This is a genomic window from Campylobacter showae CC57C (assembly GCF_000344295.2).
In the GTDB taxonomy this organism is placed as follows: domain Bacteria; phylum Campylobacterota; class Campylobacteria; order Campylobacterales; family Campylobacteraceae; genus Campylobacter_A; species Campylobacter_A showae_B.
In genome coordinates this window covers 1-13,992 of sequence record NZ_AOTD01000058.1, presented here as the reverse complement: position 1 = coordinate 13,992, position 13,992 = coordinate 1, and the positions used below count along the sequence as shown (strand labels likewise).

Annotated in this window: 12 protein-coding genes; 8 read left to right on the top strand and 4 right to left on the bottom strand. The window is 47.3% G+C overall.

The window, feature by feature from the left end; all coding sequences use genetic code 11:
• Positions 1–98: 98 nt before the first annotated feature.
• The gene (gene typA, locus H740_RS02435) at positions 99–1,907 is read right to left on the bottom strand and encodes a translational GTPase TypA (RefSeq protein ID WP_002950962.1); all 1,809 of its coding nucleotides are present in this window, start codon (positions 1,905–1,907) and stop codon (positions 99–101) included.
• A 117-nt stretch (positions 1,908–2,024) separates the two neighbouring features.
• Here typA and fliK point away from each other — a divergent pair, with 117 nt between their 5' ends.
• The 8 genes from fliK (at position 2,025) to H740_RS02390 (ending at position 9,701) form a co-directional block, all read left to right on the top strand.
• Positions 2,025–3,413 (top strand): flagellar hook-length control protein FliK, encoded by a 1,389-nt coding sequence (fliK, locus tag H740_RS02430; protein WP_002950960.1) that lies wholly within the window; start codon positions 2,025–2,027, stop codon positions 3,411–3,413.
• Between the two features lie 47 nt (positions 3,414–3,460).
• Entirely contained in the window at positions 3,461–4,165 is a 705-nt protein-coding gene (locus H740_RS02425) for a flagellar basal body rod modification protein (protein WP_002950958.1), read from the top strand.
• 4 nt (positions 4,166–4,169) lie between these two features.
• Positions 4,170–5,801, top strand: coding sequence for a flagellar hook-basal body complex protein (locus H740_RS02420; protein WP_002950957.1), 1,632 nt, complete (start codon positions 4,170–4,172; stop codon positions 5,799–5,801).
• Between the two features lie 408 nt (positions 5,802–6,209).
• Positions 6,210–6,620: a porphobilinogen deaminase gene (locus H740_RS02410; RefSeq protein WP_156318382.1), complete on the top strand. Its 411-nt coding sequence runs from the start codon at positions 6,210–6,212 to the stop codon at positions 6,618–6,620.
• A 311-nt stretch (positions 6,621–6,931) separates the two neighbouring features.
• On the top strand, positions 6,932–7,954 hold the full coding sequence (locus H740_RS02405; RefSeq protein WP_002950951.1) for a ribonucleotide-diphosphate reductase subunit beta: 1,023 nt from the start codon (positions 6,932–6,934) through the stop codon (positions 7,952–7,954).
• Positions 7,941–8,711, top strand: coding sequence for a carbon-nitrogen hydrolase family protein (locus H740_RS02400; RefSeq protein ID WP_002950949.1), 771 nt, complete (start codon positions 7,941–7,943; stop codon positions 8,709–8,711). The genes H740_RS02405 and H740_RS02400 overlap by 14 nt, the downstream gene beginning before the upstream one ends.
• Entirely contained in the window at positions 8,708–9,340 is a 633-nt protein-coding gene (locus H740_RS02395) for a protein-L-isoaspartate(D-aspartate) O-methyltransferase (protein WP_002950947.1), read from the top strand. Before H740_RS02400 ends, H740_RS02395 begins: the two co-directional genes overlap by 4 nt.
• Before the next feature lie 142 nt (positions 9,341–9,482).
• Positions 9,483–9,701, top strand: coding sequence for a hypothetical protein (locus H740_RS02390; protein WP_002950945.1), 219 nt, complete (start codon positions 9,483–9,485; stop codon positions 9,699–9,701).
• A 333-nt stretch (positions 9,702–10,034) separates the two neighbouring features.
• On the opposite strand, the gene H740_RS11855 is transcribed toward H740_RS02390, so the two are convergent.
• From H740_RS11855 to recJ, 3 genes are all read right to left on the bottom strand, one after another.
• Positions 10,035–10,919: a TonB-dependent receptor domain-containing protein gene (locus tag H740_RS11855; RefSeq protein WP_197273051.1), complete on the bottom strand. Its 885-nt coding sequence runs from the start codon at positions 10,917–10,919 to the stop codon at positions 10,035–10,037.
• Positions 10,920–10,958: 39 nt separating this feature from the next.
• Positions 10,959–12,032, bottom strand: coding sequence for a TonB-dependent receptor plug domain-containing protein (locus tag H740_RS11850; RefSeq protein WP_197273050.1), 1,074 nt, complete (start codon positions 12,030–12,032; stop codon positions 10,959–10,961).
• A 230-nt stretch (positions 12,033–12,262) separates the two neighbouring features.
• Positions 12,263–13,870 carry a single-stranded-DNA-specific exonuclease RecJ gene (recJ, locus tag H740_RS02375; RefSeq protein WP_269430608.1) on the bottom strand — a complete coding sequence of 536 codons (1,608 nt, stop codon included), beginning with the start codon at positions 13,868–13,870 and terminating at the stop codon, positions 12,263–12,265.
• Positions 13,871–13,992 lie beyond the last annotated feature (122 nt).

Here is a 13,992-nt window from a genome sequence, read left to right as displayed (position 1 = left end):
TTGAGCGGATTTAAAGCGGGTGGAAAAATATTGCAGGGAAATTAAGAGGGGAATTTAGCCCACAAAAAGCGTAAATTTGCAGGCTAAATTTATAAAAATTATTCTTTTGTTTTTGCCATTCTGCGGCGCATAGTAGGATCTAGATAGCGTTTGCGCACGCGTATGTTTGTCGGCGTGACTTCGACCAGCTCGTCCTCCTCGATCCACTCCAAAGCGCGCTCTAGGCTTAGCTTTCTAGGCGGTACGAGCTTGATAGCGTCGTCAGAGCCGCTAGCGCGTACGTTGGTTAGGTTTTTGCCTTTGATCGGGTTTACGTCCAGATCGTTTGGACGGCTGTGCTCGCCGATGATCATACCCACGTAGGTCTTAGTCTGCGGATCTACGAAAAGGATACCGCGATCTTGTAGATTCCAGAGGCTATATGCTAGCGTTACGCCGTTTTCCATCGACACTAGAGCGCCGTTGCTGCGGTGCTCGACGCTACCGATGAGCGGGCGAAACTCGAGGAAGCTGTGGTTCATAATGCCCTCGCCTTTCGTATCGGTCAAAAACTGGCTTCTAAAGCCGATTAGGCCGCGCGCAGGGATCTCAAACTCGATCCTCGTCTGTCCGTCGCCGGTCGGGTTCATCGAGACCATCTCGGCCTTTCTGCGTCCTAGTTTTTCGATCACGGTGCCGCTAAACTCGTCCGGCACATCGCATACTAGCAGTTCAAACGGCTCGCAGCGTACGCCCTCGATCTCTTTGATGATGACTTCCGGACGCCCGAGACAAAACTCAAAGCCCTCTCGGCGCATATTTTCGGCCAAAATCGTGATTTGCAGCTCGCCGCGGCCGCTAACCTTAAATTTACCCTCGCCGATGTTTTCGTAGCGCATCGCGATATTGGTTTTCATCTCGCTAGCTAGACGTTCGTCGAGTTTGTTTGAGGTTACGTGCTTGCCCTCGGTGCCCGCTAGCGGACTATCGTTTACGCTAAATACGACGCTAAGCGTAGGCTCCTCGATTTTTAGCGGATCAAGCGGCATAGGGGAGTTTGGATCTACGACGCTATCGCCGACGTCCAGCGCCTCAAAGCCCGCTATCGCTACGATATCGCCCACTTGCGCCTCGTCGATGTCGCGGCGCTCAAGACCCAAAAAGCCGATGAGTTTTGAAATTCTGCCCGTAGTTTTTGTGCCGTCGGCTTTAGCGAGCATTACGTTTTGGTTTTTAGAAATTTTACCGTTAAAGATGCGTGCGATGCCGATTTTGCCGACATAGTTGTCGTAATCAAGTGTGAAAACCTGAAGCTGCAAAGGATTGTTTATATCGCCGCTAGGAGCCGGAACGTGAGACAAGATCGTCTCGAAAAGCGGCTGCATATTTACGTTTTCGTCGGTCAAATTTAGCTTCGCGTAGCCGTTTCTAGCTGCTGCATAAACGACCGGGAATTCTAACTGCTCGTCGTTTGCCTCAAGCGCCACGAAAAGGTCAAAAATCTCGTTTATCACGCGATCGGGATCGGCTGCGGGTTTGTCGATTTTATTTACGACGACGATCGGGCGAAGTCCCAGCGAGAGCGCCTTTTTCACGACGAATTTAGTCTGCGGCATTACGCCTTCTTGCGCGTCTACGAGCAGCAAAACACCGTCAACCATCTTTAGCACGCGCTCTACCTCGCCGCCAAAATCAGCGTGGCCCGGGGTGTCGATGATGTTGATTTTGGTGTCTTTGTAGCGGATCGCGGTGTTTTTCGAGAGAATCGTGATGCCGCGCTCGCGCTCGATGTCGTTGCTATCCATCACGCGTTCGCCGACGGCTTGGTGCTCGTTAAAAGTACCCGATTGTTTCAAAAGCTCGTCAACCATCGTAGTTTTGCCGTGATCGACGTGAGCGATGACGGCGATGTTTCGTATCTTTTCCAAATTTTTCTCCGTTATTAAAATAGGGCTGATTGTAGCCAAATTTTCCTTATAAAAATAATAAAGCTGTTTTGGAACGTTTCTTGCATGGCTCATAAAAGTTAAATTTAAAGGGTTTTTATGCAGACTACTCAAAACGATATTTTATCATTTGACGCGAGCATCAAAGGCGGCGTGAAAAAACAGAGCAAAAATGCGCAAAAAGGCGGCAAAGAGGACGGCGAGTTTCTCTCTATGGTGCTAGACGCGGCCGCTAAAAAAGGTGAAAATTTAAGCGAAAAAGATCTAAAAGAGATGGCAAAAGCCGTAAATTTATCCGCCCAAACGGCTCAAAATCAGCAAACCAAAGCGCCCATCCAAAGCACGGACGTAAAAGAAATTTTAGGCGAGGAAGCGGCGGAAAATTTGTTTGAAAACGCGACTTTTATGCAGCTTTTGCAAATTTTAGAGATGCTTAGCGGTGGCGAAAAAATCAGCAAATTTCCAAATTTTGAAAACCGCCTAGCCAAAGCGCTCTCAAGCGAAACGACGCTAAACGAGCTAAGGGGAGCCAAAAATCTAAACGAGCTAATAGAGATCGCAAATAAGCTAAATTTAGGCCTAGAAAATATCGAAGTAACGCAAGCCCAGGCCGACGAGCTAGGCGAGAAATTTCCAAATTTGGCGAAAAAAGATTTCTTTGAACCCGTAGTGCCTAAGAAAAATTTTGCATTTAGCGAACTAAAAAACAAGGTCGAAGAGGCGATAAACGCAAACGAGCCCGCACCAAAAGATACGCTAAATAAGCTACTACAAGAAGTTTCTAAACCAAAAACTCAGAGCAATGAAACAACGACCGTAAATAAAGCAGAAGAAGTAACCGAAGAAAATATAAGCGCGCTAAATACCAAGAACATCAAAGAAAAACCGGAGAACAATAGTGCGGCGGATGAAATTTTAAAAGCCGATAAAAAAGAAGAAAAGCGGGTAAATTTGCAGTCTCTTTTGTATCCGGATAGAGAACAAGATCAAGGCGAGCAGACCAAACAAAATAGCAATCAAAATAGCGACAACGAACTAAACGCGATGGTAAAAGACGTCATCTCAAACGCCAAGGCGCAAAGCAGAAATTTCCAGGCCGTGCGCGAGACGTTTGACAACTTTAGCTCAAATTTAAAAGAGCAAGTCGCGGCATACAAATCGCCGTTTATGCGCTTTAACATCACGCTAAATCCGCTAAATTTAGGCGAGGTCGAGATCACGATGGTAAATCGCGGCAACAATCTGCATATAAATTTTAGCTCAAACACGCAGACGATGAACCTATTTTTACAAAATCAGGCCGAGTTTAAAAACAGCCTCGTAAATATGGGCTTTACGGAGCTTGAGATGAACTTTAGCGATCAAAATCAGCCTAAAAAAGAGCAAGGGCAAAAGAGTTACAAAGGCTCTAAATTTAGCTCAGACGGCACCGAGCAAGTCGAAGCGGCGGCGCCTCGTTTAGAGCTCGTCGTTCCGCGCTACGTGTAAATTTGGAATCAAATTTGCTTGAGATATAAAAATTTAAAGGATAAAAGATGTCAAACGGACTAGAACCCAATACCTCCACGGAAAACACCCAAGCCGCTAAAAAATCGGCGGACGCCCTACAAAAGGCCGCAGGCACCAACCCAAACGCCCAGCTAGACAAGGACGCTTTTATGAAACTTCTTTTAACCGAGCTTCAGTATCAAGACCCGACAAGTCCGATGGATACGGAAAAAATGCTAACCCAAACTAGCCAGCTAGCTTCGCTTGAAATGCAAGAAAATACGAACAAAATGATGCAAAAGCTAGCCGATCAGCTAAAAAATAGCACCAATATGTACGCCGTCGGAGTGCTAGGCAAGATGGCTAAAATCGGCGATAGCGGCATCGTAAAAGAAGAAGGTTCGGGCGTCAAATTTGCGGGATTTTTAGAAAGCGCGGCAAAAGGCGGCACGATAAACATAAGAGACAATACCGGCAAACTCGTAAGAAAGCTGGAGTTTGGCGAAGCAAAAGCTGGCGCAAACAACTTCGAGTGGGACGGCAAGGATAGCGCGGGCAACGACGCAAAAGCGGGCACCTACTCAGTAGAGATAAACTACGTAGATCTCGCAGGTAAAGCTAGAAGCGGCGGCGTAGGCAACTACCTAGTAGAGGGCGTCAAATTTATCGACGGCGTCGCGCAAGTAAAGGTCGGCGGGCAATACGTCAGCATCGACAAAGTAAAAGAATTTACCGAGCCGAAAAAAGGATAAGTCAATGGTAAGAAGCCTTTATAACGGCGTTAGCGGCGTCAGAACGCAAGGATTTGGCATGGACGTGTGGGCAAACAACGTCTCCAACATAAATAACGTCGGCTTTACCGCTTCGATACCTGAATTTAAGAGCATCTTTTATCAAACCTCCATCGCCGCGGGCAATAACCCGACGCAGGACCAAGTCGGCCTTGGCGCTACGGGCATGACGACGGCGCTTAGCTTTTATAAGCAAGGTCCGTTTATGAAAACCGATAACGTCCTGGATATGGCGATCGGTGGCAAAGGATTTTTTGGCGTGACAAACGGCTCGGGCACCTACTATACGCGCGCCGGTAGCTTTGGCGTAGATAAAGACAGATATCTCGTAACAAATCAGGGCAACTACGTCCTAGGTACGCAAAACGCGCTAACCCAGGTCGCTCCTAGCCCGGGCGCGATAGAGGCTTTTGGTAGAGTAAACGGCACGGCTGCAGTCACGCAGGCCTACACGCCAAGCATTGACACGACCGACCTTGACCTTGGCGACATCGTCTCTCAGGGTAAAATTCGCTTGCCGGAGTTTTTATATCTACCGACCAAACCGACTTCAAAGGTGACCTTTAAAGGCAATCTCGACTCGTCTTTTAAAACCGAGCCTATCACGCTGCCAGTCGATGCCGCGACCTATACTAGCAACATAGATAACGCCTCTAGAACCATAAATTTACGAGGACAAGTCACGGCTGATGCTACGATAACTCGCCCTAGAAAAGGTGATATGGTTACCGTAACGGCAACCGACGCAAACGGTAAAACGGCTGAATTTAGCGCTCCGATCGACGAACACGGCAACTGGAGTGTAAGTCAAAAATTTGAAAACGATTTCGACCTAGCCACAGCGCCAAATTTAACAGCCAAGATAAATACAACCAAAGAAGTAGCAAATCAGGAAAAATACGCAACCGAGCTTTTGAATGCGGACGGCACGAAAAATAGACTTGAGCTAACGCTAACAAAACGCATACCTCAGGGCGCTAACGGCACGGTCTGGGACGCGGTAGCAACCGTAAAAGACGCAAACGGTGCAGTAGTCTCAAATACTAACGGCGAGCTAAATTTCGATCACGAGGGCAGATTGGTTAGCACAACCCTGGCTTCGATAGATAGTAGCGGCTCTCAAATCAAGCTAGACTTCGGCGCTCCCGTGGCTGCGGGTCAAATTTACTCAGGAGTCACCAGTACCGCGCAAACAAAAAGTATATCTATCGCTCAAGACGGAGTACCAGAGGGTATTTTAAAGGATTATCACACTAATAATTCAGGCAATATCTTGGCGCAGTTTACAAACGGTCAAGTTCGCTCCGTCGGCAAAGTCGCGCTCTATCACTTCCAAAACGAGCAAGGCCTTGCAAAAATGGGCGATAATATCTATTCGCAAAGCGCAAACTCAGGCGCGGCTTTTTTCTACAAAGATGCAGGCGGCAAAAGCATCTACGGTGCCCAAATCGCCAGTCGTACGCTCGAGCAGTCAAACGTCGATCTAGCGCAGGCCCTAACAGAGATCATCGTCACGCAAAAGGCCTACGACGCTAACGCCAAGAGCATAACGACTAGCAACGAAATGCTCCAACGCGCCATCGAGCTAAAACGCTAAACAGGGTTAAATTTTGCTATACTCATATGCGAACTATTTGTTTCTTAAAGCCAACATCCTAGTTATCTATTTTTTAAACTACGGTACAAATTATAGATTATGGCTTAAGCGTATCTTAAGTAACATTAATAATACAGTAACGATACTGATTATTTATTAAGGATATAATTATGAAGAAAAGTACATATGCACTTATGTTTTTATTTTTTGTTATAACTACGGGATTGACTGAGGATACCAAAACTACATCATCTAAAGATGATGAAAAGATTATATATGAGAGATGCATGAGTAGATGCATGAGGTTTCTCGGTAACGATCCGTTTAATCAGGGCTTTCCTTTCTTTAATTGTATGCGAACATGCCATCTGGAATATGGAGTAATTTGGTAATGGTAGGATTTTATTTATGGCATCGTTAGAACATTTCGATCTATGCATAGGCGAGAGTTTGGAGCGACTACAAAGTGCGGTCGCAGAAGTGCAAGAGCTAAAAAGTGAGGTAAAGGATAGTAAAGCTATCGTCGCGAAAATTGCCTCTGCGATACTGGAAATTTGGAAAGCTAGAGAGATATTTTATGAAAGTATGCCGCAGGTAAAGCGTGATTTTAAAAGAGAAAATGAAGAGGATGAAAGGCGATATGAGGAGCTAAACGCAATACTAAATAAGGCCTACGAGTTTGAGAAAAACGGTGATTTCGGCAAAGCTACGCAGGTTTACGACAAGCTTTTACAAGTTTCGAAATACGGTTTTTTTAAGCTCACGGCGCAGGCGGGACTATATCGTTGCGGCGTTGTAGCGATACAAACCAAAGGCTAAATTTAGCGGCGCGAAAAGCAAAACGGCACCGTGCTATGCTAAATACTATGAGCTTAGTACAAAATTTAATCGGTAAATTTGATGCCGTTAAATTTCACAAACCTGCAAAGCATCTTTATGAAGCTCGAATTTAGCCTATTTTAGCTCCGTGTGCGTGCGTGATTCTATCGCTATGGCTACAAATTCGAGGGTTAAATTTAAAAGCCATTAAATTTAAATAAACTTAAATTTAATGGCTTGCTTCAAGATATCTAAATAAATTTTTAGCTAAAATCAGCCCCGAAAATTTACCGAATAAAGAAAAAAAAATTATGAACCGAAAAAGAATCTACAACCCAAGCTCAAACGAAAATTTGACCGATCGCCGCGTATTTAACGGCAATCCGCACGGCATCTTAAATTTCACCAAGGCAAAATACCAATGGGCGCTCAAGCTCTGGGACCTGATGGAAGCTAACACGTGGTTTCCAAAAGAGGTCGACACCACCGACGACGTGCGCGACTACGCCTACAACCTCACGCAGGCCGAAAAACGCATGTACGACCTAGTTTGGAGTCAGCTCATCTCGATGGATAGTTTCCAGACGAACAACCTAGCCGACAACATCAACCCATACATCACCGCGCCCGAGATCAACGCCTGCCTAGCGCGCCAAGCCTACGAGGAGGCTAACCACTCCAAGTCCTACGCCGTCATGGTCGAGGCCATCTGCGACAACACCGACCTGATCTACGAGATGGAAAAGCACGACGAGGTTTTGCGCGAGAAAAACGACTACATCTCAAGCGTTTACGAGGAGCTAGCGGGCGAAGTAACGGACGAAAAGCTACTTCTTGCGATGGTAGCAAATCAAATTTTAGAGGGCATTTATTTTTACAGCGGCTTTACGGCGATTTATGCTCTGGCGCGTGCGGGCAAGATGCTAGGCAGCGCGCAGATGATCCGCTTTATCCAGCGCGACGAGATCACGCATCTGCTACTTTTCCAAAACATGATAAACAGCGTCCGCACCGAGCGTCCCGATCTTTTCACACCTGAAACCGAGGCTAAAATTTACGATATGTTCGAGCGCGCGGGCGAGCTTGAGATCAAATGGGGCAAATACATCACGCAAAACCAGATCATGGGCTTTACCGACGACATCATCGAGCAATACATCCGCTACCTCATCGATCAGCGCCTAGTCGCCATCGGACTAAAACGCCGCTACAACGTCCCTCACCCGATCAAATGGGTTGATGATTTTGCTAAATTTAACGACCAAAAGAGTAACTTTTTCGAGGCGAAGGTGACAAATTACAGCAAAGGAAGCATCAGTTTTGACGACTTTTAGTCCGAATTTATGCCCTATCGTCCTAACTGCGCCGACTTGCCGGCAAAGACAGGACGAACTGCTAGAAAAAATCGCCGCCGCGCCCAGAAACTCTATCATCTTAGCCAGCGAACTGTGCGTGAGCGGGTATGATTTCGATGGATTTTTTAGCGGGGCGAACCGAGCAATGCTGGGCGGCTCTATCGGTAGCTTTGACGCCATACTTTTTGAAGCGCTACAAGAAGTGCTAAGTCCCGATAAATTCCTCGGACTCACACACCTAACGAGCCTAAACCGCGCCAAAGGTCTAGCGCAAATTTCAATCACGCAGGCGCAAAAAAACGAAATTTACAACGAATTTATCCTGCTAAACAGCCAAAACGTCTTTTATACGCAAAATAAATCAAAGCTTTTTCGCCCAAATTTAGAGCACGAAATTTTCGCCGCAGGCGACGAGTCCGCGATAAAACCTTTTGATTTTAAAGGGCTAAAAATCGGCGTTCTTATTTGCTTTGAGCTTAGGTTCGCCAAGCTTTGGGAGCAACTAAAAGGCTGCGATGTCATCCTCGTTCCAGCCATGTGGGGCAAGGCGCGCGAGGACGCGTATCTTACGCTTTGCAAGGCCTTAGCGCTTGCCAACAGCTGCTACGTCGTGGCCGCAAGTTCGCTTGATTTAGAATTTTCGGGCGTATTTTTGCCAAGCGGCGAATTTGTGGAAGAGACTAAATTCGACGCAAATTTGATCCTTGAAACCAAACTAAATTTGGGGCTTTTATGACCGCTCTTGAAAAATCAAAATGCACAAACATGGCCGATGAGATCGGCGATATACTCACTCTGACGCCCTCGCTTTACAAGGCTCTTTGCGACACTCCGCGCGAGATCTTTGCGCCCGTCACTCGCCACGCGTACAGCCTAGACGCTCAGCCTATCGGCGGCAATCAATGGATCAGCTCGCCTCTAACGGTCGCCAAAATGACGCTAGCGCTTGAGGCCGAAGATATCGACAATGCTCTAGAGATCGGCTGCGGTAGCGGCTATCAGGCGGCGATTTTATCGCATTTGGCGCATAGGGTTTTTAGCGTCGAGCGCATCGAAAAGCTCGCAAGCGAAGCCAAAAAACGCTTTGAAGCGCTTAAAATCCACAACGTCCACGTACGCTTTGACGACGGAAACGTCGGCTGGAAAAGCTACGCGCCATACGACAGAATTTTGCTCTCGGCGGCGGCGCAGCAGGTGCCGCAGACGCTTTTTAACCAGCTAAAAAACGGCGGCATTTTAGTAGCTCCTATCAAAAAAGACGGCAAGCAGTTTATCGTCAAATTTACAAAAGACGCTCGCGGCGAGATAACGCAAAAAGCGCTTGACGAGTGCTTATTCGTACCGCTTTTGGGCGGGATAGAGTAGCGAAGGTCGTCAAATTTGACGCCGTTATTTTATGAACTCCGCTTTAAATTTGACTATGCAAACCCGCTCGCCGCGAAATTTTGCCATACGTTAAACCTAAAACTGTATAATCGTCATACAAATTCTTAGCAAAGGAGCTAAAATGGCAACAGATCGCGAGTTGGTTAATTTCTCAGAGGAACACGAGCTAAACACGGTGCTAGCAAGACACGGCAAGGCCCAAAGCATCGCAAACCGCGAGGTGCTTTGCGAGCTCGGTAAAGAGTGCAAGGAAAAACTAGGCAAAAGAGTGCTAACGCAAGATGAATTTGACGAGTTTTTAAAACCCGTTTTAAATCGCTTGGAGAACAAAAGAGCTTAAATTTCGGGGGATTTCCCCGAAATTTATATTCAAATTTTCCGCTTTTTAAATACTTATACTATTCTCTCGTTTTCAAATTTACATTCTCGTCGTCGTTTATAGCCGTCAATTTTAGACTATTTTGCGATAAGTACCGCGCGGCAAGCTCGCCTCGTTTAAATTTGACTTCAAATTTAAACGCCAAGCGGCAAAAACATACTCAAATTTACAAATCCAAAAACCGGCAAGAGCCATAAAAGCCTGGCGCGGCAAATTTGACGTTAGTATAAATTCGGAGCGGTTTAAAAACAAAGCATAAAGCCAAAACCGCGCCGAATTTAACCGAGCTATGCCCTAAAAATGCACCTTAAATTTTGCCCAAAAGCTTCTGCCCGGCTCATAAAGCCTCGTGCCGTTCGGGATAGTCTCATAGCCTGCGATACCGCCGCCGTAGCCGCCTTTTGAGTTATGATAGGCGTATTTGGCGTCGTTTAGATTCTCCGCCGCTAGCAAAAATTGATAATTTTTATATTTATAGCCCGCGCTTAGCCCCAGCGTCCAAAAGCTATCGCTCTTGCCCAGGTCCATGCCGCCCACGTCGCCGTAGCCCTTTTGCGCGCGGTTTTGCGATGCGTTAGCGTAGAAGTCGGCTTTGACGAACCAGTCGGGCTTTTCTAAGCCGGCGCTTAGTTTAAACGCTAGAGGCGAAACCTTAGGCAGCGCGTCGCCGTCTTTTAGGCCGCCCGCGTTTTTAGTCACCTTGCCGTAGACGTAGGATCCTCCCGCCCCTAGCCTAAACATATCGTCTAGTAGCGTAGTGCCCTCTATCTCGCCGCCGTATAGCAATGCGTCGGTATTAAAGGCGTCTGAGGACATGCCCATAGTATTATACTTTAGCATGATATAATCATCCATCTTTGAGACGAAGAAATTTGCGCTTAGTTCGTAATTTTGATCTTTTAGCACTGCGCCAAAATCTAGCTGAGTGTTTCTTTCTTTACGTAGCTCTAAGTTCGCGTCCTTATTTGTTTCCCAGTGATCAGGCAGTCTTTGTGCATGCCCTAGACCTGCGTAGAGAGTTAAATTTTGCAGATATTTTTCGTATCTAAAAAACCCTGAGAATAAATTTTCTTTCCTGCTCTTATTCGTTTTTAGCAGTTTTCTCTCGCCCGCGTCCAGCCTAAGTCCGCCAAAAAGCCCGTAGTCGTTTTCAAGGACGTATTCGTTTTGAGTGTAGATCGTTTTATACGTTACCTTGCGCTCTTTTGCGTGCGGCTTTCATACGGCGGCGTCCATTTGGGCCTTTGTTACGCCGGCTCCGCCGGTTCCAGCGCCTCTCCACTTAAATACATCCTCAGAGTACCCAGCGCCAAGATAGCTTGTTAGATTGTCGAAATTTAACTCGCCTTCTAGCTTAAAGCCGTACATATCGCGTATCGGGTGACTGATGCTGTATCCCTTGCCGCGCCCCGTGCCAGGCACCACCGGACGCATGGTGAAGTTGTCCATTATGTGATCGATTTGATGATAGTACGAGCTTAGCCTGATCTTGTGCTCGCCGACGTCTTGTTCAAATTTGAGCCCGAAAGATTTACGGTCAAACTGTATGCCGTCCCTCATCCTGTCGGCATACGCCGCTTCACCCTCGCCCAGATCTGCGCTTAACTGCAAGGCGGTAGTTTCCGTGGGCGTTAGCGTGCCTACGAGCGAGACGCTGTTACGTTTATAGTGCGTATGCATTTTCTGCCCGCCGCCGCTTTTATAATCGCCGCTCTCATAGTGTCCGCCCGAGACTTCTATGCTGCCCAGCTCGTTACCCGCCGCTACGTCCGCAGTAGTCTCAAACCGTTTAAAGCTGCCGCCTAGCACGCTTACGTTTCCTCCGAAGCTCGGTTTTGACAGCCTTGCTATCTCTCTATCGAAAAATATACCGCCGCTAATGAGCGCGCCGTATCTGACGTCTTGCGGGCCTTTTACGATACGAACCGAGCTGTAGTTTTGCGCCGAGATGTAGGTGATGGGCGTATCCATGCGCATGCCGCAGCCGCCGTTTAGCGTGCTACCGTCGATCAGCACCGGCAGCCTAGCCGCCGCCTGCGAACGATAATAAACCTCGCTGCCGCCTCCGCCCTTGCGCTCCATCGTAAAACCGTTCAAATTTGAAAGCGATTTGGCGATATCGCTATTTTCCAGCATCGCGCCCTTGCCGACTATTTGGGCGTTAGTCGGCTCGTCGAGGGCCGATTTTTGCATTTTTGACGAGACGGTAACGGGGCTCAAGCTTACCGCTTCCTCGGCGCTAAGCATCAAATTTGACGCCATGGCCAGCGCCAAAACGTAAGAAATTTTCATTTTCGCTCCTGCAAAATTAATATTTAATATTGAAATTAAAGCAAAAATCGACTTAAATAAAGTATGAATATTTATGTAATGTTAATTATTTTGTGTGAGATTTTGCTCAAACCGTGCTATTTCGGTCGTTTGCGTTAAGTGTGTAGAAAAGTAACTTTAGCGGATTAGAATTATAAATTTAAGTAATCTCGGTTTCATCAAATTTGAGTTTAACGAAACCGAGACTAAATTTACAAAATCTCTTTTACGAGTAGCTGCGGCGTAACGAGTCCGCGAAAGGAGTTTTTTGATACCGAAAAAACGAGGTTTATACTCTCGCCCGCGTGCGGCTCGCGGGTAAAGTTAAAAAACAGCGCCTCGAGGCATTTGCCGTCTTTTTGCAGGATGAGTTTTAGGTGATTTTGCTCCCTGCCGATTAGTTTTTTGTTTTTGACGACGGCGGATTTGATCTCAAAGAGCGGACGCGGATTTTTCTGTCCGTAAGGCTCGAAATGCTCCAAAATTTCAAGCAGTTCAAAGTCCACCTCGCCCGCCTCTATCTCGCCCAAAGGCTCGTCAAATGCGCTAAATTCGTACAAGTCCATCAGCATACACGAGCTATTTATCGCGTTTTTAAACGCTTCTAAATTTGCCGGATCTATCACGATACCGGCCGCTCCCTTGTGTCCGCCGTAGCCCGCGAGTAAATTTTCGTGGCTAGCGATGAGCGAGAGGATGTCTAGCTTGCCCACGCTTCTAGCGCTGCCTTTGGCGCGGTTTTCGTCGATACTAAAGACGATGGCGGGCTTTTTAAACTGCTTTGCCAGACGCGATGCGACGATACCGATGACACCCTCGTGCCAGCCCCTGCCCCACGTCACGATGATGTGCTCGTCCTCGCGCACGTCCTTTAGCGAGCACTCAAAAAGCGTGCGCTCCTCCTCCTTGCGCGAGTTGTTAAAGCTCACGATGGTGTCGAGGCACTCGCAGGCGCGGTCTAAGCTTTTAGCGCGCAAAAACTCAAAAGACACGCTCGCATCGTCCATGCGGCCCGATGAGTTTATGAGCGGCGCGATGAGAAAGCTAATGTCGTCGCACTCAAATTTATCCTTGCCATAAAGCTGCTTTATCGCGGTAAATGCAGGCCTGCGCGAACTATTTAGGCGGTTTACGCCAAGCTTAACCAGGATACGGTTTAGATCGCGAAGCTCCATCATATCGGCGATTATCGCGATGGCTAGGAGATCTAGAAATTTACCCATATCGTAGTTGATGCGGCACACATCTTTTAGCGCGCCCACTAGATACCACGCAACCTGAGCGCCGCAAATTTCGACGTTTGGGAAAGGGCAATCCTTTTGCTTCGGGTTGATGATCGCGTAGGCCTCGGGCAGGACGTCGGGCGGCATGTGATGGTCGGTGATGATGAGATCGATGCCTTTTTGCTTGCAAATTTGAGCCGCGTCGTTTGCCGAGATGCCGTTATCCACGGTCACAATGAGGCCTGCGTCTGCGATCTCCTCGACGATTTGCGGATTTAGCCCATATCCGTCGCTAAAGCGATTTGGGATACGCACGAAATACTCGCTAACGCCCAAATCATCGAAAAACTCGGCCATTATGACGCTGGCGATCACGCCGTCCACGTCGTAGTCGCCGACGACGACGATCTTTTCGTTTCGCTCGATCGCGCGCTTTATGCGCTCGGCACCCTTAAATACATCCTTTAACGCATCAGGCGTAGGAATTTCTGAAAGTTTTTTGTGAATGTCCTTTTCAAATCTTTGGTTCAGTAATTCCTTTATTTTTTCCTTATTCAACATCGTTTTGACGGGCTTTTGCGTAAGCCTCGCCGTCAAATTTCGCCGCCTTGCCACCGTTTTTGCCTAAATTTTCACTCGCCTCGAGGGGCAAATTTACCCCCGCAGCGCCGCAAAAAAGGCTAAATTTTGGTTCAAATTTCATCTTTTTCCTTCTTTTT

What these genes read in the sequence shown, in the direction of transcription:
- fliK (WP_002950960.1), top strand. Translation starts at nt 2,025, where the DNA reads ATGCAGACTACTCAAAACGATATTTTATCATTTGACGCGAGCATCAAA.
- H740_RS02425 (WP_002950958.1), top strand. Translation starts at nt 3,461, where the DNA reads ATGTCAAACGGACTAGAACCCAATACCTCCACGGAAAACACCCAAGCC.
- H740_RS02420 (WP_002950957.1), top strand. Translation starts at nt 4,170, where the DNA reads ATGGTAAGAAGCCTTTATAACGGCGTTAGCGGCGTCAGAACGCAAGGA.
- H740_RS02410 (WP_156318382.1), top strand. Translation starts at nt 6,210, where the DNA reads ATGGCATCGTTAGAACATTTCGATCTATGCATAGGCGAGAGTTTGGAG.
- H740_RS02405 (WP_002950951.1), top strand. Translation starts at nt 6,932, where the DNA reads ATGAACCGAAAAAGAATCTACAACCCAAGCTCAAACGAAAATTTGACC.
- H740_RS02395 (WP_002950947.1), top strand. Translation starts at nt 8,708, where the DNA reads ATGACCGCTCTTGAAAAATCAAAATGCACAAACATGGCCGATGAGATC.
- H740_RS02390 (WP_002950945.1), top strand. Translation starts at nt 9,483, where the DNA reads ATGGCAACAGATCGCGAGTTGGTTAATTTCTCAGAGGAACACGAGCTA.
- H740_RS11850 (WP_197273050.1), bottom strand. Translation starts at nt 12,032, where the DNA reads ATGAAAATTTCTTACGTTTTGGCGCTGGCCATGGCGTCAAATTTGATG.